The sequence below is a fragment of the Endozoicomonas sp. GU-1 genome, assembly GCF_027366395.1.
Lineage (GTDB): Bacteria > Pseudomonadota > Gammaproteobacteria > Pseudomonadales > Endozoicomonadaceae > Endozoicomonas.
Map to the genome: position 1 here is coordinate 1848306 of NZ_CP114771.1, position 21756 is coordinate 1870061.

The following is a 21756-nucleotide window of genomic DNA, read 5'->3' on the forward strand; positions in this document are numbered from 1 at the left end:
GATCTGTGCTTTTGCAGTTCTTTATCCAGACGGCCGATATCTCCGACCCTGCAGGCCGCCAGTGGTTCGGGCTCATTGTAGGGATTGGCACAGCTTGCTCTGGAATTGGCAGAACCGGGTTGATCAAATCGCTGATAGGAGGACAATCCAAAAAACCTGCTAATTGATTCCATAGATCACCGCATTGTTTGGGCTGGTGCAGAAAAATGAGACATTGGGCAAGGGAGCCAGAGAAGCATTGCCAACAGTCATTTGAGCACCTCTTCAACTGATGAATTGATATGTGGCATGGACCAGGAGGCTGATCATCGGCTTTAGATGCTTTTGTAGAAAAATGAAAACAGCAACCACCGATCAACCCCAGACCAGATGGTGGACTACACGTTGGCTTAAATAGTTCTATAACAAAAGGAAATTCAAACAGGCGGGAGATAGCCATTGAATTCTATGATAAGGCAATGCGGGAACCGGGAGGCTGTCGAAAACAGTCTCCCGAGTATCACAGCTACATGCCATTGCGGAATGTCTTGTGATCAACAACCCCACTGTCTCTGACGTGCTGTAACCCTGTTGAATACGCCTTCAGCAATTTAAGGCAGTAGTCCACCCGGTCCTGCAAATGCTTATCCCCTTCAGGATCCTCTCCAGTGAACACCTGGCCAACATGACGGACAATCACATGATCAGGCAGATAACAGATACGGCAATTCTTGTAACTACTGGTACGAAGTTCCACCACAGGATAGGCCCCACCCTGCCCGGCAGAAATCGCCGTAATCAATGCGGGTTTATGGCCCAGCTCAGCGGTACCAAAGAGAAGAAAGAAGTTCTTCAACCCCGCCGGTACCATGCCGCTCCACTCCGGTGCCACGACAATCAGCGCATCCGCCTCTTTCAATTTTTGTTTCCAGGGTGCCAGTCTGGCCTGCCACTGCTCATCACCACGCCAGATGGACTCATCCCAATGGGGAAGCGGGTTGCCCGCCAGCGATAGAATCTCAACCGAGTCAAATAAGGAAAGCTCAAGCACACGTTTCGCCAAAACCTGACTGATCCGCTCACTCTGGGATTCCAATCGATGACTGCCACTGATAATTGCAAGCTTCATTTTTCTTCCTGTTCTGCTCTGGACAATTGCACTGAGAACTTTAACAGAGAGTTTCAACATCCGGGTTTATTTTTTACCAATCTTGCCAGGTCGTCACTACCGCTTCCTGCACTGCTATGATTAGGCCTTCAGGTATTTTAAATAAGTAAAGTTGGCAAGGTCTCACAATGCAGGTATCAAATGGGTCAAATAATGCAGCGTCATCAGCAACGTTATTAACCGGGGTCAACACCAGCGGTACTGCTCGCACCGATAATACCGATAATGTTGAGACACAATTAAATCGTCAGACTCCACCGTTAAACACTTCGCTGGAAAAACCGCTAACCCGCTATAAAATCGAAAAAATGAACTCTGCATCAGCAGTTAAAGCAACTTCTGAGCATGAAGCAGCATCGGGCCCTCCCCCGGAAATCGCGCAAAAAGACCTGCCGTTAGCCAGTGCGGCAAAAATAACACAACCCTCTCTGGCAGCAACCAAGCGGACTATCTTCTTTGAAGTGCTGACGGAAATCATGTACTTTCACTGTGATCATCCGGGGCAACTGGTTATTTTTGGTTCCTGTGGTATTGACCTGCTACACACTCGTATCAATGAAAATGTGAATGATATTGATATACTGTTGAATGATGAAAAAACCACCAACAATCTGCTTATTCAACTCAATCGAAGACTGCAACAAATTGTGTTTAGCGAAGATTTCCCCTGGAAAGACTGTAGCCCAAACCTCCGTCTTGTTGGTAACCAACCGCATAATGCTGAGCTATCACCTTTATCAGGGCAGTTAACCCTGTTTCATACCGGAAAACCCTGGATCAAAATTGAATGCTCGGTTAAAACCACATGGATGAAAGAACTGGACCTCACCCGGGATGATTATGTCATCAGAATCCCCACCCATATAAGTACAGAGTACAAAGGTACTATTCCTGTTTTGTCGACAATGGGTTATCTGGCTCTCGACCTTTTTTCGTTGAAAAAACTTCATGACAACTTAATCACAACGACAGAAGACAATCAAAAACTGAGAGTCATACTCAATAGCGCAATGACTCTTTCAAAAATAGAGAAGCACGTTTTCACCCTTTACTATCACCCAAAAAATCCGGGTTTACATAAGTCAGAACCCTTTAAGGCACTGAATAGTGGGTTTGTTGAAGCAATTACTTTAATCAGGAACATCTACTCTGCTGATCAGCTATATCACAGCTTTTTTGATTCACCCTATCAGCTAAAACATTCCAGATCCCAGGAAAAAAGGGCGTTGATCAATATTCTTTCGTCCGATAAATGCAGGCATGAAACGGCCTACTCATTCAATGAACTGATGATTTTACTGAGAAATGATTTTGATCTGGAAAATACGGCAAAAGATGGCAATTGTTTTTACGCGTCCCTGGCCAGTGGACTGAATAAAAACAGAGCAGCAGCAACCAACTTCCTGAAAACCTATAATGTTCTGCTGGGCACCTCGCTCCACAATACTGCGCATGAGCAGGTTGTTATCCGTCCTGACATGGTAAGGCATATAATCCACTGCTGGATAGGCTGTGCACTCAACGCCGGATTAAGCGCCTCTGAGTACGAGGAACTGAATACTCTGATCCTTCCGGAGCCGGGCAAATCCATCCATGACCTGCTGAAGAGCCGACTCATTGCCGATCCGGCAGCTAATCCCAATGATACCGGCCACTACGGATGGAGCTCTCTATTGCACATAATGGCTATTGTCACCGGGACAACCATTATCTTGCTGAAAGTCAATCCCAAAAAACAAAACATTGAGAAACATAAGCACAGTATTCATGAAGCCAATCAATTAACGCCAAATCTGATTAAAACATTAAGGGCTAAACAGCCAGCACTGTTTAATAGCGATGCGAAATGATGCACGAATAACCAGTTTATTATTTATTGCTCACTCCGGAGGAGACCATTATTATTCAGCCTCACCATCGCCAGGGCTGATTAACGTTTTCAGACCCTATATGCTGGCTGAACATTATCTTATTATGCCTTTCCGGGCTAAAGAAACTGAGTGTAAACAGCCACAACATCACGCCAGTCAACCACCGGCTCATCAGCAAGCTATCACTGAAGAGACATTGGGCTTCATACACCCAAGCTTAGATGTTGTCGAACAGAAAAACGAAAGCCTACCCCCGGAAAGACCAGTAAGCAGTGTTGCAGAAAGTGTTGCAGAAAGTGTTGCAGAAATAGAAACGCCATCAAAAGAAGCAACAGCCGGACCAGCGAATCCGGCAGAGACCACAGCGTCAGACCGGGAGGAACGCATCAAGAAAAAAATTCAGATCGTGTTAACCATCATATCCAACCCGAAAACCAGTAATAGCCTGAGTAAGAAAAAACTGGATAACCTGGGCGACAGTTTATTTGATGAGGTGTTAAAGGTTATTCAGGAACCCGACCAGACGAATCCGATAACGGTTGACATGAGAGCCTTTTCGGATACGACACTGTTAGCACTGGAAACAGGAAAGCGGTTAAATCACATAGAATCCATACTGTTTCTGGCACTGCATAAGATTATTCATCACTGTGACGCGAACAACCCGATATTCATGACTGAAATACTCAGGGACCTGCATACCGTCAACCGTGCATGGCACATACAAGCCCCCGTTGTACTGGCGATTCTGGCGGCCCGGACCGGATCTCCTGAAGCATTCAATCTTGCCATGCAGCCGCTCTACCCGACTTTCTGCAACCAGACATATCATAAGCTGCGCTTCACTCTTCCTGCCGAGTTCGACGAAATCTACCCTGATTACAGGACCATTATTCCCCAACATATTCACATTGCTGGGCATTATATAGAAAAAAAGAATTTTTCTGCCGCTGACTGGCAAGAGATTGATCTGCATTTTCCGGTAAATGAAGAGATCAACCGCTTATTAACCCCGACACAGTTAATCAGTGATTCCCCTGAATATGCTAAAACCGACATCACCACAATACGCTCGGCAATGCTGAACTGCGCATACAAGGGCCATATATCCCTGCACCGAGGTGACACTCCACGCTCCCTGACGTTCTTTTTAAAATCGGCCATTGCCTACATAATGGCCACTGATAACGGGGCTGATATCAGTCATTATGAAGAGGCGGCGGGCCTATCGGCTATTTATATGACCATTCGCCTGATTTCCCGTATTGATCCGCAGTGCAACCTGCAAACAGAAGCGCCTTTTCTCCATAGCTGGATGCCTCATATTGATCTTATCCGACACCGCCTTGAGACTGCCAGCCTGAAAACATTGCTCTATGCCATCAAGGCTCAACGAGCTACCGAATCACTATGGACTCACAGCTGGTTTACCTACGCCTACAGCAAAACAGCCACACTGATGGGGCAGACACTGCCTGAGTCTTTTGAGACGTTTAAGTCGTTAATGGATCACCAGACAAAATTCCTGTTTGATCATGGCAGCCCCATTCAGGAACTCCCGACCCACAATGCCAGGCAAAAACCCGATAAGACAGACACAACCTCTCTCGTCGCCAGAAACAGTAAGGAATACAGACTGGCCAGCTCTGCCAGTGGCAATAAAACCCAATGTGCAGACCCGGTATTGCAGGCAAAGTACAAAATCAGCGAGAAGCTGGAAGCAAAAAAACAAACCAGAAAAGCGGTAGAGATTGTTCGAACCCTGAAACAACGTGTTGACGCTTTGTCAGCTGACTTTATTCAGTTATATCAGAATGCCAATCCCAAAAAAGCCAGAAACACTGCCAATATTTATGTCCGGGCCATTCTGTTACTTGACCAGAGCATTGAACTGGCCACCCGGGATATCCCCATCATTACCCGCGAACTCGAAAACGCTTCCAAAAACAGGGCAAAAAACAATTTTCTGGAAAAAACCAAAATGCAAGAAGCCATGTTAACCTACAACACCCTGTACGGTTTTGCTGCACTGGCACATATTAAAGAAGAGCTACTGTTTGAACAGGAGGTGACGCAGAAATTAGTAGAATTTCACAATACCCTGCTTACCAAAGAGTCAGCAGAATACATTACCGTCAAAGAACATCACAAGTTGGAAAAACTGGTAGCCAACTTCATCGAATTGCTGAACCCATTACAGTACGCCGATATATCTGAACAATTCTTAAAAAACATGGTATTGATATTGGTTTCCTGTAAGGGCCTTTTTGCCAACTTTATAAGCGATAGAAATGTCCCCTCTATACAAGCTCTGATCAAACAGTGGATAGCCTATTGCCACGATGAAAGCAATCTGCTGGAGACACTGGAGCTGATCATTACGCTGGACTTGAGTGACCATGAATTCATCACACAGTTTAACCCTCTTATTGATACAATATTACTGAAAATTCAGTACTTAACTGCCAAGCAAGACGATAGTTATGATCAAGAAGACCAACTGATTCTCTACCAGAATGTTGAAAAAATACTGGGAAAATTTGCTTCAACCGAGCAGGTCAATTTTTACCAGTCCATCTGGTCACCCCAATTAGAAAGACTCAAAAAAATGACCAGCCAGGAGCTGGAGATTAAAAATGCCAAAGCAGAAAAGTATTGGAATATCTTAATCAAAGAAGAGCAGGAAAATAATGCCAGGGAGCAGAAAAAATTAGAATCCATTATCAATCGCAAACTGTCTACAATAGCCTCAGAACAAAAGAATCAAAACACTGTGGAACCCGATGAGTCTGACAGCGAAGAATCCACCTCAGGGGAAAATCATCAACCACCCTGCAGTGCCAGTAGTGATCACGTTAATGACCATACAGACATCGCTTCTCTGGACATCGAAATTGGCTCACTGGATTCACTGAAAATGGCATGGCAACATTTTGGGAGTGGCCAGCTATCACAGGCCAATACCCTTGTATTGGAGATGCTTCATAACCCGCCGGACGACTCACTATTGATTGTTCAGATAAAGTCGTTACGATCCGAGATACTGATTAAACAATTTTTTGATGTCGTACTTCAGGGTATGCAGAGAAGCCGGGGTATTTTAGTGTGCTCCACTGACTATCTGAAAAAAATGGAAGCCGATCTGGCCAGACAAAAAGAGCTGTCAAAAATCGATAAAAATACAAAAATTACTGTACAAAAACAGCCGATACGGAATCTCAGTGATAAAGTTTTTGAACTGGCAACCTTATTCTCAACACATCAACAAATACTGCAAGATGCGTTTACGCTGCAAAAGAGATCATCAATATACTGCAACTATTCACCCTCGACAGTGATCAGGAAACACAGGATTTATCACCGATCAAATTTGACCTTGAACTGATTATCGAAGCACAGGATCGTATTACCCGCTTTGTATCCAATATAAAAACAGCCAGTGAAAATCTGATAGAGCTCCTTAACTGCCGAAGGCAACTGCTGGCGCTTATAAAGGAAGTAATGGCCAGGAAATCAATTTCAGGCCAGCCCGGTTTGCCAGCCACCGGCAGTGACGCCTCGAAAAACAGGCCATCTGGTGCGAAAAGTCTTAATGCAGCCCCGGAAGAAACCCTGCCCGAAAATTCCATCACTGAAATCCGCAACAAAATGGAAACGCTTGCCCAGGCGATGGAAAATTTCAAAGGTCGCCTGCTTAGGCCGCAACAGAGAAATTTTGTACAGAGGCTAATCGGAGCATCATGACAAAGAGCCGCATAGCGGCTCTTTGGATCAGAAACGGGCTACTTAACCACTTTTAAGTGAGGACGCCCCGGCTTTTTCGGTGGTTGAGGAGGCTCTTCATCCGGCACTTCTGCCTGAATCTCTTCCGCCTCTTCCTGCTCATCAAGCGGCTCCGCTTCAAAGACCATTCCCTGACCATTCTCCTGGGCATAAATAGCCATCAATGCCGGAACAGGTACGGTAATCGTCAGGGCGCGACCACCGAAACGACCGTCAAACATGATGTAATCATTACCAATATCCAGAGCCCGTACCGCCGTTGGCGAGATGTTCAGAACAATCTGGCCATCATTGACGAACTCCTGTGGAACCTCAACGCCACGTCGATAGGCATCCACCAGAATAAAGGGTGTGCAATCATTATCAAGAATCCATTCATACAATGCTCTGGCAATATACGAACGGCTACTGGTCATTGTCATAACAGCCTCCGGACAAAAACTTCACGCCGCCAGCCAGGTTACTCACGCATTTCCTTTTCGATTTCAGAAAGGCTTTCCTGGAACGACTCACGCTCAAATAAACGCTCAGCATAGTCCAGAATAGACTTACCCTGTTTCGGCAGCTCAACACCCAGCAACGGCAGACGCCAGAGAATCGGTGCCACACAGCAGTCCACCAGGGTAAACTCTTCGCTCATGAAGAACGGCATTTCAGCAAAAACAGGCTCAACCGCCAACAGACTCTCCCGCAACTCTTTACGAGCACGGGCCGCAGGTGTCTCCTTGGTTTTGGGATCCAGAATAGTATCCACCAGGGCACACCAGTCTTTCTGAATGCGGTGCATGATCAGTCGGCTCTGGGCGCGGCTGACTGGATAAACCGGCAGCAGCGGTGGATGTGGGAAACGTTCGTCCAGATATTCCATCATGACGTTGGGTTCATATAGAACCAGTTCCCGGTCAACCAGCGTAGGAACGTTGTTGTAGGGGTTCAGATCGGAAAGCTCCCGAGGAAGGTTTTCCGGATTTACATTCTGAACGTCAACCGCAACGCCCTTTTCTGCCAGTACAATACGAACCCGGTGACAGTAATGGTCAGCTGGATCCGAGAAAAAAATCATGGATGACTTTTTGGCAACTACAGCCATGAAGTACCCCCGCCTTCATGCAAAGGATGAGAGAGTTCGGCAACAATCCCGGCCATGACAATAGCCGGAGGATGACCACAGGCTAGCGCACAACGGGTAAAACAGCCGCCCGCGAAATAACGCACTATCATAGCAAACTTTGTACCTGCCATAATAGTCCCAGCAACGCAAATACTTACTACAACATTAATCTGCCGACAGAGTACATGAGACTGAACACAGTGGCAGTAGCTGTCAGACCGGGTTATCAGAAATCCCATGGCATTGGCCAACATAGTGCCGCCGATGGTAAAAATGCTGAAATCCAGCATAATGCCGGGTGCCAGCTCAGAACCGGAATTATCCTGTTTCGGAATATCGATTAGTTCATCGCAAGTCGCCTGGACTAATACAGTAATAAATTGTCCTTCCAGTGACGATTTGACAGGTATATTTTCAAGAGTAAGAAGGAAATTATCTTTTATTGTGGTAATTCATAAGAAACTTTTTGGGAATAATTAAGTCGAATATTTTGTCTGTCCGCAGCCAAAATTATTGTTAATAAAAATTATGGATCGGAAGTAACAAATAATCTGAGGATAATAAGGTATATGAATCACTCTACTGGAACGCCTTTAACGGTGACAGCACAATCAACGTCCCACCGGTTATGTGACTACACCCTTAATTGTGAACGAATTAAACAAGATCGCTTTGCGTGTGGCATCATTACACCGTTGGCTGCCACTGGAGGTGCTGCTCTTGGTGGTGTTGTAGCCTGTAAAACTGCAGGGAAAGTTAGTACTGCAGTAACATTTGGCAAAACTGTTGTTGGTGCCGTGGGCGGCCTGTCTGGTGGCATTGGCTTTTCTTGCGCCGTGCTTCTTTTTGTAAATTGCTTCGCAGATAACTGCGATTACATTACGCTTCGTAATCGAGAGATCACTACCTCCACCGAACCGGGTCCCTCTGCAGTTAGGCAGCAACATAGACAGGAGCCACTATCGCCTGAACCTCCGCCTTACCCGGGAACTGGTTGCGACCCTACAGCGTCTGTTCGGTTCCTGTCAGAACCACCTCCGCCTTACTCGGAAACTGGTTCCATTTGCACAGCACCAGTTCAGTCCCAGCCAGGACCGTACTCTTCTTCACCATTTTCAAGCATCGGCAATTTTAGCTCCATTCCCCCTACTACTCATGCTATCTCCAAATCGTCAGTGGTAGATCAACCTCGGAAGTAGCGTCCGGTACCTATCGGCTGACTTCTGGCGGCTTAACCTCTCTGAGTTTACCGGGCTTAGGCTTTTGGTAATTAATAATGGGGGGGGCGCTGGTTGGCTGATGAAAAGAGAGGGGTTGCAACAGAAATAGGCTCTATGATTACTTCTGCCATATGAAGGTCAATATCAATACAAGACGTAATTGATCTTTCGTAATCTATCTCTTTCTCAGTGATTAGTTAATGACAAAAGTAGATATTAAAACGGCTTTAGCACTCGAATAACTGAAATTGTTGACCCGACAATTAAGTCTGGTCACAGCCATTTAAAACAAGCTTCGTGAATAATAAGGAGGATAAAAGCAGCCAATTACGATAGGTCGATACCAAGAGCTGCTTTGAATAAGGCTTCTATTTTCGCTCTAGCCTGATTATCCCCGCAACGAAAAGAAGGAATATCTAAACCATCCATTAATAGTTTTTTTGCATTCTTTGGATTATCCGTTGCTCGATAATCATCAACATTCAGACATGCGTTAGAAGCGTACGGATCAAGATCCTTAAAACGGTCACATTTGTTGTTTACGTTAATTAACTCCTGCTGAACATATATTTCAACAAGATTATCCAAAAAAATCAGGTTTTTTCGTATAACTTCTTTCAACACGTCCCTACCATGGGATATACAACTTGAAAATTCAGCAATTTTGCTGTCCATATCTGGATATTTCTGTTGTATTTTCTGTCGCGTCTTCTCTGCAACTGATACACCGCCGGAAGAAGTCTCTTGATTCACTGATCCGCGAGATAAGCAGTAGTTTTGACCGTGCCGGGTATTATGTGCCTTGATCAAATAATCGAGCAAATTTTTGCTCTGTAATTCCGTGGCATATCCACCTATTGATTCAATAAATCGGGTAACCTCTGGACCTAATGTCTCTGCCATAACAGCTTCATAGGCAGGCGGTAAGCCTGAAGCACTACCTAAATTGGATACATTCATAATTTATCGCTTTAAATTAAATAGGTGATTTCTCGGACAAGGTATGCAAGGAATAGTTCCTCATCAAAAGCTGCTCATCAAAAGCTGGGGGCCGGTCTTTCATTATGCATAACAATTGTCGTTTATAGAGATAAGAAGAGGCTTTTGCACAATGAAAGACCTGACAAAGACCTGACACCAGCTTTCTGCTGACCTTTCTTTACTCAGGTTTTTTTCATCAAACGATGTTGACTGGCCAGTCTGATTTGCTGAGCCTGCCAATTGAGCACATGAATAAGAAAATTCCAGCAAGTTGCTTCCGATCATTCGCCACAGGAAATTATCTTTTATTTTGGTAATTCATAAGGAACTTTTTGGAAATAATTAAGTCGGATAATTTGTCTGTCCGCTGCCAAAATTATTGCTAATAAAAATTATGGATCGGAAGTAACAAATAATCTGAGGATAATAAGGTATATGAATGTCTCTCAAGCTAGGTCTTTGACGGTGACAACACAACCAGCAGAGGCCCACCGGTTATGTAACTACACCCTTGATTGTGAGCGAATTAAACAAGATCGCTTTGCGTGTGGCATCACTACACCGCTGGTTGCCGTTGGAGGTGCTGCTATTGGTGGTGCTGTAGGCTATAATCCTGCAAGCCCAATTGTCAGCACTGTCACTGGTGTCTTCAGCGGCCTGTCTGTTGGCATATGCTTTTCTTTCGGCGTGTGTCTTTGTGTAAATTGCTGCTCCGATGACTGCAATTACATTAAGCTTCGTGATCGAGAAATCACCACCTCCACCGAACTGGCCCCTCTTGCAGTTGGGCAGCAACATAAACAGGAGCCAATATCGGCTGAACCTCCGCCTTACCCGGGAATTGGTTGCAACCCTATAGAGTCTGTTCGGTTCCTGTCAGAACCACCTCCGCCTTACTCGGGAAATGGTTCCATCAGCACAGCACCAGTTCAGTCCCAGCCAGTACTGTACTCTTCTCCTCCATTGCCAAGCATCGGCAATGCTTGTTCCCTTCACCCTACTACTTATGCTATCTCTGAAATCGTTAATGGTAGATCAACCTCGGAAGTAGCGTCCGGTGCCTACAGGCTGACTTCTGGCGGCTCAACCTCTCTGGGTTTACCCGGCTTCGGCTTTTGGTAATTAATAATGGGGGCTTTCGCTGGTTGAAAGCTGTGGTCATCAGGTCTTGAATCTTGAATTCCCAACTGACATCAACCCCATCAACCACCCAAAAAACGAAGCAATCCTTACTGTCTCCACCGCCTCATCCGCAGGCGGTTCCTTCATCATCTCCACCAGTGAACGTTGGAAAATTTCCGGGCACGTTGTTACGCAGCCTCGGAAAGTTGTTATGCATGACTATAGAGCACCTTTTCTGACTGGATTAACTGCTGCGAGAGTGGTCAAAAAATAGTCGATATCAGTCAAGCTGTCTGACCTGATGCTCTCCCTGATCACCTAACGGCTTATCCACAACATTGTCCACATAAAATCTGGATGATTGCTGTTTGATCACCTATTGCATTTGCTCCGTACACTATCGTTTAACAGCAATAAGTCGTGGATATGCTGTTTCTCTATGATGAAACACACCATACTGTTTAGTGCTGGTTCTGCTGACGGCTAACTGATTGCTCAACGCCCCACACATCAACATTCAGGAGAGGAAACGTGGCTGAGAATACTGCGAGTCAAATAGACCACAGTGTCACCCCGGACGATTATCCCCAAAAAATAACACGAACCATAGTTCTAAACGACGGCAGCCCTGAGAACAAACGACAGGAGTTATTAAATTATTTCCACCAGACGTTTGATCAATATGAGCTGCTGTTTGAAACCCTGGCTTGCCAGAAAGCCTGGTACGAAAAGGCAATACCCCTACGTCACCCGCTGATTTTTTATTACGGGCACACTGCCGCTTTTTTTGTGAACAAACTGATCACCGCAAAACTGATCTCGGAACGAGTTGACCCTTATATTGAGTCCACCGTTGCCATTGGTGTGGATGAAATGTCCTGGGATGACCTGGACGACAACAATTACCAATGGCCAACCGTGCAACAGGTCCGCGACTACCGCAGTAAAGTCAGGGCACTGGTTTCCGGTTTCATCCGGAACATGCCACTGGAGATACCCATCAACTGGGAGAGTCAGGCCTGGATCATTCTGATGGGCATTGAACATGAACGCATTCACCTGGAAACCTCATCAGTACTGATTCGTCAGCTGCCAATCGCCTGCGTCAAGCCACACACTTACTGGCAACACTGTCCAAACACAGGACCAGCACCGGACAACCGCCTGATTGAGATGCCCGGAGGATCACTGCGCCTGGGCAAAGATTACGATGCTTCGCTCTACGGCTGGGACAATGAATATGGCCGCTGCGAGGTTGAGGTGGCCCCCTTCAAAGCCAGCGAATACCTGGTGAGCAATCAGGAGTTTAAAGCCTTTATTGATGCCGGTGGTTATGACAATGAACGCTGGTGGACGGATGAAGGCTGGGCCTGGAACACGTTCAGCAACACCGATGGCAAAGTGCGCCACCCCGAATTCTGGATCCCCGATGGGGACAGTTATCGCTACCGCACCATGCTGGCAGAGATCGATATGCCCTGGAACTGGCCAGTAGACGTCAACTGTCATGAAGCCCAGGCCTTTTGTCGCTGGAAGTCAGCAGTGACCGGCAAACAGATTCAGCTGCCCAGTGAAGCCGAATGGCATCATCTGAGGGAGACCATCAGTACTGACCAGCCCTGGTGGGATAAAGCCCCCGGAAATATCAATCTCGAATACTGGTCTTCATCCTGCCCGGTTGACCACTTCAGAACCGGGGAGCTGTGTGACATTATCGGGAATGTCTGGCAATGGACCACCACCCCCATTGACGGTTATGAAGGATTCCGTGTTCACCCCTGCTACGATGATTTCTCAACCCCGACCTTTGATGGACGACACAACCTGATTAAAGGGGGTTGCTGGATATCAACCGGCAACTACGCTATTAAAGAATCCCGCTACGCCTTTCGCCGCCACTTCTTCCAACATGCCGGTTTCCGTTACGTAGAGTCCAGTGCCATGACCAATACCTCCAGCAACCCTTATGAGAGTGATGCCCTGGTTGCCCAATATCTGGCGTTCCATTTTGGGGAGTCTTACTTTGATGTACCCAACTACCCCAAAGCCTGTGCCCGCCTCTGTTATGAAGTCAGTGGCGAGACACCTCGAACACGGGCACTGGACCTGGGCTGTTCAGTGGGACGCACCAGCTTTGAACTGGCCCGCTGGTTTCAACATGTGGATGGCATCGACTTCTCTGCCCGATTCATTTCTGCGGCGGCCGAGTTGCAGGAGCGGGGAAAAATACGCTACCACCTGACCACAGAAGGCGAACTGGGTGATTACTTTATTGCCTATACCACGGAGATGGGGCTGGATGATATCGATACCAGCCGTATCCGCTTTACCCAGGGGGATGCCTGCAACCTGAAACCCATGTTTAACGACTATGATCTTGTTTTTGCCGGTAACCTGATTGATCGCCTGAATAACCCCGCGCAATTTCTGGACATGATTCATGAGCGCATACGCCCCGGCGGCATCCTCGTGATCACTTCGCCCTATACCTGGCTGGAAGAGTATACGCCCCGGCAGAACTGGCTCGGAGGCATCCGTGAAAATGGTGAAGCCCTGGACACCTATACCGGACTGCAAAGAGCCTTGAGCAAACATTTTGAAGAGGTACGCCCCCCCGTCGATCTCCCGTTTGTGATCAGGGAAACAGCCCGGAAATATCAGCATTCGGTTGCCCAGTGCACAGTGTGGCGGCATAAAACGCTGTAATCCGGCCCCGCGCCTCACTTGAAGGCCGGTTGTGTAAGTTTGCTCACTACCGCTACTACAAACTTGCTCAAACCGCCTTCAACGTCAGGCCATACAGGTAACATTTCTCTTTGAAGCGCGCTATCATAAACTTGCGTTCCGGACAATCCGGGAAAGCCTCGACCACCGCATCCGGTGTGACCGGCTCGCCATACAACGGCAGGTTCCTCAGGCAACATCCCTCTATGAAGCCCGCTCTACTCACCTTGCCTTTCGGAGTATTCGGGAAAGCCTCAACCACTTCTTCCGGGGTGACCGGCTGGCCATAAAGCGACTCCTCTCTCAGGCAGCATTTTACTTTGTAGTGCAACAGCTCCAGCTGGCCTTCCGGAGTATTCGGGAAAGCCTCAACCACCATTTCCCGGGTGACCGGCTGGCCATACAGCGACAGTTCCATTTTGCAACAGTCCACTTTGAAGAGAGCCAGCGCCAGTTGGCCTTCCGGAGTGTCCGGAAAAGCCTCAACCACTGCTTCCGGGGTGACCGGCTGACCATTCAACAGCGCGCGTCCCAGGCAACATTTTGCCTTGAACTGCACTATCCCCATCTTGCTTTGTGGACAATCCGGAAAAGCCTCGATCACGGCATCCGGTGTGAGCCACTGGTCATTCCACCGCTGGCAGCCCAGGTAACATTTCGCTTTGTTGTTCGCCCTTTCCACAAGCAGCAATGTCATGGATGTATCGCGGTCAAAAATTTCTTTAATCAGGGAATCTGACCGGAGGCACGACACATGGCGTGTATGAGTCGCACTGAAATTGACGAAATCAGAAAAACTCAACTGCCGGGCAATGAGTTGCAGTGCTTCGTCAGGAAGTGCCGCCAAATGACAGGTATCCGGTTGGTTACGTACTTCCTGTACGTGCACCTTCCTGAAACCGAAAAAAGCGTATGGAATATCTGAATCCTCTATTTTAGGATTAAGAATAAATGATTTCAACTGGAGTGAAACATCAGCGGCTTGATGCATAAGTCAACCTTCGTCTTTTATTCCGGGTTGTTTTGAGCCCGGGCCCAGAAAAAAGTTCCACTTCCGAAAATTTCTGGTTACGCAAGATGATTGCCATGCAATCAGGAACGGTTCTTGTCTGATGTTTCCGGCTTGCCCTGATACACCGTAAACGGAACCTAACCGCTATTTTGAAGTCCAATGACGGTATTTATTGTCTTGGTGTGAAGGGTTTATTTTGCCAGCCACAGCATCAACCAGATCCCACCCAAAACCTGCTGGCCGGTATAACCGACCTGTTGGCTCAAGCCGGTTTACTGACCGCCCCGGAAGGGCCTTTAACGGTAAAAAAGTTGACAACCATCCATCTTATAGAGGCACAGCTCCCCCCCCCGGATCATGGCAAATGTACTGAAGATGCCTTCTGGGAAAAAAAAACATTACAAGGACGCCAAATCACCCCGGCTGATGTGCTCACAGCCTATGGCAGAGACACCACATCGCTTAGAGGTGGTTTCTTCCTGCTAAAACTCTGCTTAAAGAACATTCTTTATGATGATAAAAAAGTCACCCCGGACCAGGTCATACGGGAATTCAACCGCAAGCCAGGTCGAAATCATAAGTACAAACTAGCGATAGCACGCTTCAAATCGGAATGTTGCCTGAACGGCCTGCTGTTGAATGGTCAGCGGGTCACACCGGAAACGGTGGTTCAGAATTTTCGGGCAATCAGGGCAGCATTGGAGCTGGCACGCTTCAGGCAACATTGTTGTCTGCAGGACCTGGCGTTGTTCGGCCAGAAGGTCACGCCGGATTCGGTGGTCAAGGCTTTTCCGGACAGTCCGGAAGGCAGGCTCGGGATAGCGCGCTTCAAGGCAGAATGTTGCCTGAGGGGCCTGACGTTGTGCGGCCAGCAGGTCACACCGGATGCGGTGGCCAGGGATTATCAGGCAATCAGGGCAAAACTGGAGCTGGCGCGCTTCAAAGCGGAATGTTGCCTGAGGGGCCTTCCGTTAAATGGCCAGCGGGTCACACCAGATGAGGTGGTTAAGGATTATCAGGCGATCAGGGCAATACTGGAACTAGCGCACTTTAAGCAACACTGCTGTCTTAAAGGTCTGGCATTGAATGGCCAGCAGATCACACCGGATGCAGTGGTTAAGGATTTTCTGGCAGCCGGTACACCACTGGAGCTGGCCCGCTTCAAAGCGGAATGCTGCCTGCAAAAACTGCCGCTAAATGGCCAGCTGGTGACACCGGATGAGGTGGTTATGGATTATCAGGCGGCGGGGGCACCACTGGAGCTGGCGCGCTTCAAGGCGGAATGTTGCCTGAAAGGCCTTCCGTTAAACCACCAGCAGGTCGCACCAGATACAGTGGTCAGGGAATATCTGGCGGTCGGGGCAACACTGGAGCTGGCGCGCTTCAAAGCAGACTGTTGTCTGAAAAGCCTGGCGTTGAATGGCCAGCAGATCTCACCGGATGCGGTGGTCAAGGGTTTCCCGGATAGTCCGGAAGGCAGGCTGGGGATAGTGCGCTTCAAAGAGGAATGTTGCCTGGAGGGGCTGCCATTGAATGGCCAGCAGGTGACACCGGATACAGTAGCCAGGGATTATCGTGCAACCCGAGCAATATTGGAGCCCGCACGCTTCAAAGCGGAATGTTGCCTCAGGGGCCTTTCGTTAAATGGCCAGCCGATCACGCCGGATGAGGTAGTCAATGATTATCAGGCAGTTAAAGCAATACTGGAGCTCGCGCTCTTCAAAAAACAATGTTGTCTGAGGGGCCTGTTGCTCAATGGCCTGCCGGTCACGCCGGATGAAGTGGCCGGGGCTTACCCTGATAGCCCGAAAGGCAAACTGGGAATGGCTCGCTTCAAAGCGGAATGTTGCCTGAAAAACCTTTCGTTGAATGGCCAGCCGGTCACGCCGGAAACGGTAGTCAAGGATTATCAGGCAGCCAGAGCAACTCTGGAGCTCGCGCGCTTTAAGGAACAATGTTGTCTGGCAGGCCTGCAGTTGAATGGTCGACAGGTCACACCGGACCTGGTGATTATGGGTTTCCCGGATACTCAGGAAGGCAAATTGGCAAGAGCACGCTTCAAAACCACATGCTGCCTGAAGAACCTGCTGTTGAATGGCCGACAGGTCACGCCGGATGAGGCAGCCAGGGATTTCCCCGATAGCCCGGAAAGCACACTGGGGCTGCTATTCTTCAAAGCGGAATGTTGCCTGAGGGGCCTGATGCTCAATGGCCTGCCAGTCACACCGGAGGCGGTAGTTCAGGATTATCAGACCGCCAGAGCAACAATGGCGCTGGCGCGCTTTAAAGAGCAATGTTGCCTGAAGGGGCTGACGTTAAATGGTCGGCTGGTCTCCCCGGAGGCAGTGGTTAAGGCTTTCCCGGATAGCCCGGAAGGCAAACTTGAGATAGCACGCTTTACCGCAGAATGTTGCCTGAAGGGCTTGGCGTTAAGTGGTTGGCGCGTTACACCGGAGGCGGTGATCAAGAAGTTCCCGGCTAGCCCGGAAGGCAAACTGGGGCTAACGCACTTTAAAGCAGAATGCTGTCTGAGAGGCGTGCCGTTAAATGGCAGGCAGGTCACACCGGATGAGGTGGTTCAGGGTTTCCCGGATAGCCCGGAAGGTAAACTGGGCATAGCGCGCTTCAAAGCAGATTGCTGTCTCAGGAGCCTGCCGTTAAATGGCGAGCAACTCACACCGGATCTGGTCGTTACGGCTTTCCCGGATAATCCGGCAGGCAAACTGGGGTTAGTGCGCTTCAAAGCGGAATGTTGCCTGAAAGGCCTTCCATTAGCTGGCCAGCCGGTTACACCGGATGCGGTGGTCAAGGACTTTCAACGCGGTGGCTGGTTGTTCGAAAACGCTATTTTTTATGCTCTGCTGGCATTGAATGGAAGAGCATTGAATGACAGCTATCTGGATAACCAGAAAGTATTATCAGCGTTTAATAAAGCCCTCGGGAATTATTCGTTAAAGCAAGCCGAATACCTGATACAAAGGCTGGTTCAATCTCAACGGTACAATGCCATCAAAGAGGCCAGGGAGATCATTCACCAGGCCTGGCAAATCTTAAACGGCGTACCGGTCAAAGAAGAGCAACGTCGTTTGCAATGTATTCTGCAATTCATAGCTATGCAGCTTGAACTGCCAATTGACCATCAAAAAGTGTCGGCAGCACAGGTATGGCAATCCATCCAAACCCTCAGGTGCTCATTTCAGAAATCTCAAATCCATTTTTTCTTTCTGGCACACTGCTGTATCACCGGCCAGCCTGTTAATGAACGACAGATCGATAAAGATCAGGTACTGGAATACCTTAAGAATTTTCCTGAAGGCAGCAATCTGCGTAAGGCTTTAGGCTCATGGTTTGAACAATGCCGCTCCGAAGACAGTGTACTGGATTGTTTACTGTTTAAACGAGAAAATGCCTTTATCAGTGATTCTCCTGACGGATGCGCAGTCTAAGTCAATATTAAAGCTTCAGCTCACCCTGACACACCATGAGTGGAACCTGATAATCATTTTTGGGGCAACAAGCCATTACAGGGGCGAAAAGTCACCCCTTCTGCGGTGCTTGCAGCCTAAGGCAATGGTACATCATCTCTGAGAAGTAGTTTCTTCCGGCAAAAACTTTGCCGGAACTAATTTTTGCCGGAACTAATTTTTGCCGGAACTAATTAATGTCTGACTGGTCATAACTGCAGCGTCGCTCTGCAAGCAATCAGTCAAAACGGCATTCATGCTTGCAACAATTAATGAATGCCATAAATTCAAGGGGTATCCTCGATGATTTCATCTTCCACTCAACTCCCTCCATTAACAGGGGCAACATCACCTGTCGGCAGCACAGAAAATACCCAGACTGAGAAAGCCGCCGTAAACCCGGAACTTCAAACACTTCAGGATGTTTTTTCAGACCGATTGAAACAGGCAGAGAGCCTGTTAAGTAATGACCTTTACGTGAGAGATGCAATCTTTGATCTTTTTAGAGGTTTTGCCCCTTCTCATAACGCTAACGACAGTGACCGCTGCATAGAGCGGGATAATGATAATTTCGCGGCTCTTGCTCTGGCCCAGTGTAATCTTGCCAGTAGTGAGGGCATATCAATACTTCAGCAAGTTAATTACATTCAAGATGATATTATAAAAAAATTCATTTGGCTTGAGGATCCATCAGGCGCAACAAGTGAAGAACCCACACTGGAAGCACTGGAAAGAGATCTGGGAGCCATTTCAAGGGCAGATAATCAGATCAAGTCCGAGTCAGGTGCTTATTGCATGGGCATTGAACGGCAGGGCTTTGTAGAACAGCAAATCGAAGCGTGGTTTCAGGAAGATAAGCAGCAACGCGTTAAAGATACACTGATGCTGTTAAAGAATCAGATAACATCAGGTGGCGATATAGGCCGTATCGAGGCACAAATTATGAAACTGAAGCTTGAAACAGCTGGAGACCTGGCCACTTTTTCTGCTAATTTCAAATACCCTAATCGTGGGATTTTCAACCAGGCAAGAGAAGAACTTCTGAATAAATCCAGTGATTTAGAACAGCATTTCACCAATAAGGAAAACCTGACCCGCGCTTTACAGGGCACAGTTCCAGAAGACCAAATGGAGCAATTAATTCAGGCGTTATCCCACCCTGTATCCGAGATGACCACAAAAGCAATGGTGCTGGCTTCAATCATCACGCACCACTCGGAGAAACACCTGAAGTCTTACTTGAAAGCTGCCCAGATTTTGTCACTGAAAACACAGGCGCAGGCAGACAATCCAGCACTCTCAGACAGCACTGCCCTGGCAATGGGCCTGGAGCGCAGTGATGCCATGGTTAGAGAGCATTATCAAGGCGGCGCAAAATCCGCCGCCAGCAGTGCTGCTGACGCGTTGATCAATAGTCTGACGCCGTTGCCTGAAGACCTGACGGCAATGGCTTAACCCGGATATTTTCGAGGGTACTTATACCCGTTCCACCTTTTTCTTTCTGATCCAGTAAGAAAAAACAGCATCCGTCTCTTGATGCTGAAGAAGCTGGTGCTCCAGAAAATTACAGAACTTAGGGATATCACGTTTCGTGGAAGGGTCAGTCGCCAATACCCGAACCACCTCACCAGAAGCCATATCCCTGATTTTATTATGCAGCAGCATCACCGGCTCCGGACAGAACAGGCCACAGGTATCCAGCTCATGCTGCACTTCAATAGTGCCAGCGTTCTCTTCAAGCAACATGTCTGACATCAAACGTTAAACCAGTCTTTCAAACCAGCTCCTCATAAAAGGTCATGTCGGGCTGCAAACCAGACATCGTTGTTACTAAAATGGCGATACACCCAGATCAGCCCCAGGCCCCGGGCGGCCATAAAAACCGTGTAAGCGAGCCACAGGCCCTGATTTCCCATATCACGAAACAGGAACCAGACCGGGAGAAACACCAGAACCGTGGCGATCAGCATCGTGTTCTGCATCATATCGGTTCTGACCGCGCCAATAAAGACGCCATCCAACCAGAAACACCAAACAGCAATCAGCGGCATGGCTACCAGCCAGGGCAGGTAAACAGACGCTTGTTCTACAACCTCCGGGATATTGGTCAACCCACCCAGCAAAGCCTGCCCCCCAAGGCCAAGCAACAGACAGAACAGCCCGCCACAGATCAGGGAACACCAGCCGGTTACCCGGACTACCTGATGAAACTGTCGGCGATCACCTTTGCCAATGGACTCACCGGTCAGGGCTTCTGCTGCGTGTGCGAATCCATCCAGGCCATTGGAAATCAGCACCATCAGATTCATCAGCAGCGCATTGGCAGCAAGCACTTCATCCCCCAGGCGAGCGCCCCGGGCGGTAAAAAATGCCTGTACTGATAACAGACACAATGTCCGGACAAACAGGTGGCGATTGAGCATGATCAGCCGACGAAACGCAGCCATATCAAACACCATGTCAGTACTGAACTGGCCATCATCACCGGCCAGAGTTCGCCTCACCAGCAACAACCCAAGAGCCAGCGCCAGATAGTCAGCAATCACCGTTGCCAACGCGGCACCCTGGGTTGCCCAGCCCAGACCAAGGACCAGCAACAGGTCCAGCACAATATTGACGGCATTACCCACAACCAGGATAAACAACGGCCCCTTCGGCATCTGCATTCCTATCAGCCAACCAATCAACGCATAGTTAACCAATACGGCTGGTGCCGACAATATCCGGATCTGAAAGTAGATTTCAGCCTGCCTCGCCACCACATCACTGGCGGCAAATAAAGGCAACGCCAATTGTAAAATCAACGGGGAGCAGAGAATCAGCAGCAAGCCTGTGAGAGCGGCAAAAACCACCGACTGTAACAGCCACTTTCTCAGGGCGTAACGGTCATTGCGGCCCTTTGCCTGGGCAACCAGCCCGGTGGTCCCCATTCTCAGAAAACCAAAAGCCCAGAAAATCATGCTGAACAGGGTTGCCGCAACGGCAACACCTCCCAGATATTCCGGTGCAGAGAGATGACCAAGGACAGCCGCATCCACCAGCCCCAGCAGCGGTACCGAAATATTGGAAATAATGGCAGGCCAGGCAAAATGCCACACCCGCTGATAAGTTGCCGAAGCCGATAGCAAGGGGTCAACTCCTTCTGCGCCTTAATCACAAGGGAGTATTTTATAGAGCGTCTTTATGAACAGAAATAAGTAATCATTCACGTTAACCACTTACACCATTTTCTCCCCTGCAAAAAAACCAAAGTGGTCAGGATAAGAACTTTTTCATTCTAAAGCTGTCTGACTGCTTAATATTTTCAACTGTTAAGAATGA

General features: G+C 48.1%; 14 protein-coding genes. 7 read left to right on the forward strand and 7 right to left on the reverse strand.

Features of this window, described 5'->3' with window-relative positions; translation table 11 throughout:
• Nucleotides 1-505: 505 nt before the first annotated feature.
• The gene (locus O3276_RS07445) at nt 506-1108 is read right to left on the reverse strand and encodes an NADPH-dependent FMN reductase (RefSeq protein WP_269675061.1); all 603 of its coding nucleotides are present in this window, start codon (nt 1106-1108) and stop codon (nt 506-508) included.
• A gap of 167 nt (nt 1109-1275) precedes the next feature.
• Between O3276_RS07445 and O3276_RS07450 the strand changes: the two genes are divergently transcribed.
• The 3 genes from O3276_RS07450 to O3276_RS07460 all read left to right on the forward strand — a co-directional run bounded on the left by O3276_RS07450 (nt 1276) and on the right by O3276_RS07460 (nt 6762).
• Complete coding sequence (locus O3276_RS07450) at nt 1276-2997, forward strand: hypothetical protein (protein ID WP_269675062.1); 1722 nt, start codon at nt 1276-1278, stop codon at nt 2995-2997.
• A gap of 100 nt (nt 2998-3097) precedes the next feature.
• The gene (locus O3276_RS07455) at nt 3098-6403 is read left to right on the forward strand and encodes a hypothetical protein (protein WP_269675063.1); all 3306 of its coding nucleotides are present in this window, start codon (nt 3098-3100) and stop codon (nt 6401-6403) included.
• A gap of 149 nt (nt 6404-6552) precedes the next feature.
• Nucleotides 6553-6762, forward strand: coding sequence for a hypothetical protein (locus tag O3276_RS07460; RefSeq protein WP_269675064.1), 210 nt, complete (start codon nt 6553-6555; stop codon nt 6760-6762).
• Nucleotides 6763-6800: 38 nt separating this feature from the next.
• Here the strand turns inward: O3276_RS07460 and O3276_RS07465 are convergent, their stop codons facing one another.
• Entirely contained in the window at nt 6801-7217 is a 417-nt protein-coding gene (locus O3276_RS07465; RefSeq protein WP_269675949.1) for a ClpXP protease specificity-enhancing factor, read from the reverse strand.
• Nucleotides 7218-7261: 44 nt separating this feature from the next.
• Nucleotides 7262-7891: a glutathione S-transferase N-terminal domain-containing protein gene (locus O3276_RS07470; protein ID WP_101746485.1), complete on the reverse strand. Its 630-nt coding sequence runs from the start codon at nt 7889-7891 to the stop codon at nt 7262-7264.
• Between the two features lie 206 nt (nt 7892-8097).
• Here O3276_RS07470 and O3276_RS07475 point away from each other — a divergent pair, with 206 nt between their 5' ends.
• Nucleotides 8098-8256, forward strand: a complete 159-nt coding sequence (locus O3276_RS07475) for a hypothetical protein (protein ID WP_269675065.1) — start codon at nt 8098-8100, stop codon at nt 8254-8256.
• Nucleotides 8257-9459: 1203 nt separating this feature from the next.
• Here O3276_RS07475 and O3276_RS07480 read toward each other — a convergent pair.
• Nucleotides 9460-10092 (reverse strand): hypothetical protein, encoded by a 633-nt coding sequence (locus tag O3276_RS07480; protein ID WP_269675066.1) that lies wholly within the window; start codon nt 10090-10092, stop codon nt 9460-9462.
• A gap of 1674 nt (nt 10093-11766) precedes the next feature.
• Between O3276_RS07480 and ovoA the strand changes: the two genes are divergently transcribed.
• Nucleotides 11767-13941 carry a 5-histidylcysteine sulfoxide synthase gene (ovoA, locus tag O3276_RS07485; protein WP_269675067.1) on the forward strand — a complete coding sequence of 725 codons (2175 nt, stop codon included), beginning with the start codon at nt 11767-11769 and terminating at the stop codon, nt 13939-13941.
• 67 nt (nt 13942-14008) lie between these two features.
• On the opposite strand, the gene O3276_RS07490 is transcribed toward ovoA, so the two are convergent.
• Nucleotides 14009-14950, reverse strand: a complete 942-nt coding sequence (locus tag O3276_RS07490; protein ID WP_269675068.1) for a hypothetical protein — start codon at nt 14948-14950, stop codon at nt 14009-14011.
• Nucleotides 14951-15120: 170 nt separating this feature from the next.
• Here O3276_RS07490 and O3276_RS07495 point away from each other — a divergent pair, with 170 nt between their 5' ends.
• Entirely contained in the window at nt 15121-18417 is a 3297-nt protein-coding gene (locus O3276_RS07495; protein WP_269675069.1) for a hypothetical protein, read from the forward strand.
• Between the two features lie 321 nt (nt 18418-18738).
• Entirely contained in the window at nt 18739-19890 is a 1152-nt protein-coding gene (locus O3276_RS07500) for a hypothetical protein (RefSeq protein WP_269675070.1), read from the forward strand.
• Between the two features lie 21 nt (nt 19891-19911).
• Here the strand turns inward: O3276_RS07500 and tusA are convergent, their stop codons facing one another.
• Together tusA and O3276_RS07510 are read right to left on the reverse strand one after the other, a co-directional pair.
• Complete coding sequence (gene tusA, locus O3276_RS07505; protein ID WP_269675071.1) at nt 19912-20190, reverse strand: sulfurtransferase TusA; 279 nt, start codon at nt 20188-20190, stop codon at nt 19912-19914.
• Nucleotides 20191-20222: 32 nt separating this feature from the next.
• On the reverse strand, nt 20223-21563 hold the full coding sequence (locus O3276_RS07510; protein ID WP_269675072.1) for an MATE family efflux transporter: 1341 nt from the start codon (nt 21561-21563) through the stop codon (nt 20223-20225).
• Between the last annotated feature and the right edge of the window lie 193 nt (nt 21564-21756).

Bases quoted from the DNA above. Each gene is read 5' to 3' on its own strand.
- O3276_RS07445 (WP_269675061.1), bottom strand. From the start codon at position 1,108: ATGAAGCTTGCAATTATCAGTGGCAGTCATCGATTGGAATCCCAGAGT.
- O3276_RS07450 (WP_269675062.1), top strand. From the start codon at position 1,276: ATGCAGGTATCAAATGGGTCAAATAATGCAGCGTCATCAGCAACGTTA.
- O3276_RS07455 (WP_269675063.1), top strand. From the start codon at position 3,098: ATGCTGGCTGAACATTATCTTATTATGCCTTTCCGGGCTAAAGAAACT.
- O3276_RS07465 (WP_269675949.1), bottom strand. From the start codon at position 7,217: ATGACCAGTAGCCGTTCGTATATTGCCAGAGCATTGTATGAATGGATT.
- O3276_RS07470 (WP_101746485.1), bottom strand. From the start codon at position 7,891: ATGGCTGTAGTTGCCAAAAAGTCATCCATGATTTTTTTCTCGGATCCA.
- O3276_RS07475 (WP_269675065.1), top strand. From the start codon at position 8,098: ATGAGACTGAACACAGTGGCAGTAGCTGTCAGACCGGGTTATCAGAAA.
- O3276_RS07480 (WP_269675066.1), bottom strand. From the start codon at position 10,092: ATGAATGTATCCAATTTAGGTAGTGCTTCAGGCTTACCGCCTGCCTAT.
- O3276_RS07490 (WP_269675068.1), bottom strand. From the start codon at position 14,950: ATGCATCAAGCCGCTGATGTTTCACTCCAGTTGAAATCATTTATTCTT.
- O3276_RS07500 (WP_269675070.1), top strand. From the start codon at position 18,739: ATGATTTCATCTTCCACTCAACTCCCTCCATTAACAGGGGCAACATCA.
- tusA (WP_269675071.1), bottom strand. From the start codon at position 20,190: ATGTCAGACATGTTGCTTGAAGAGAACGCTGGCACTATTGAAGTGCAG.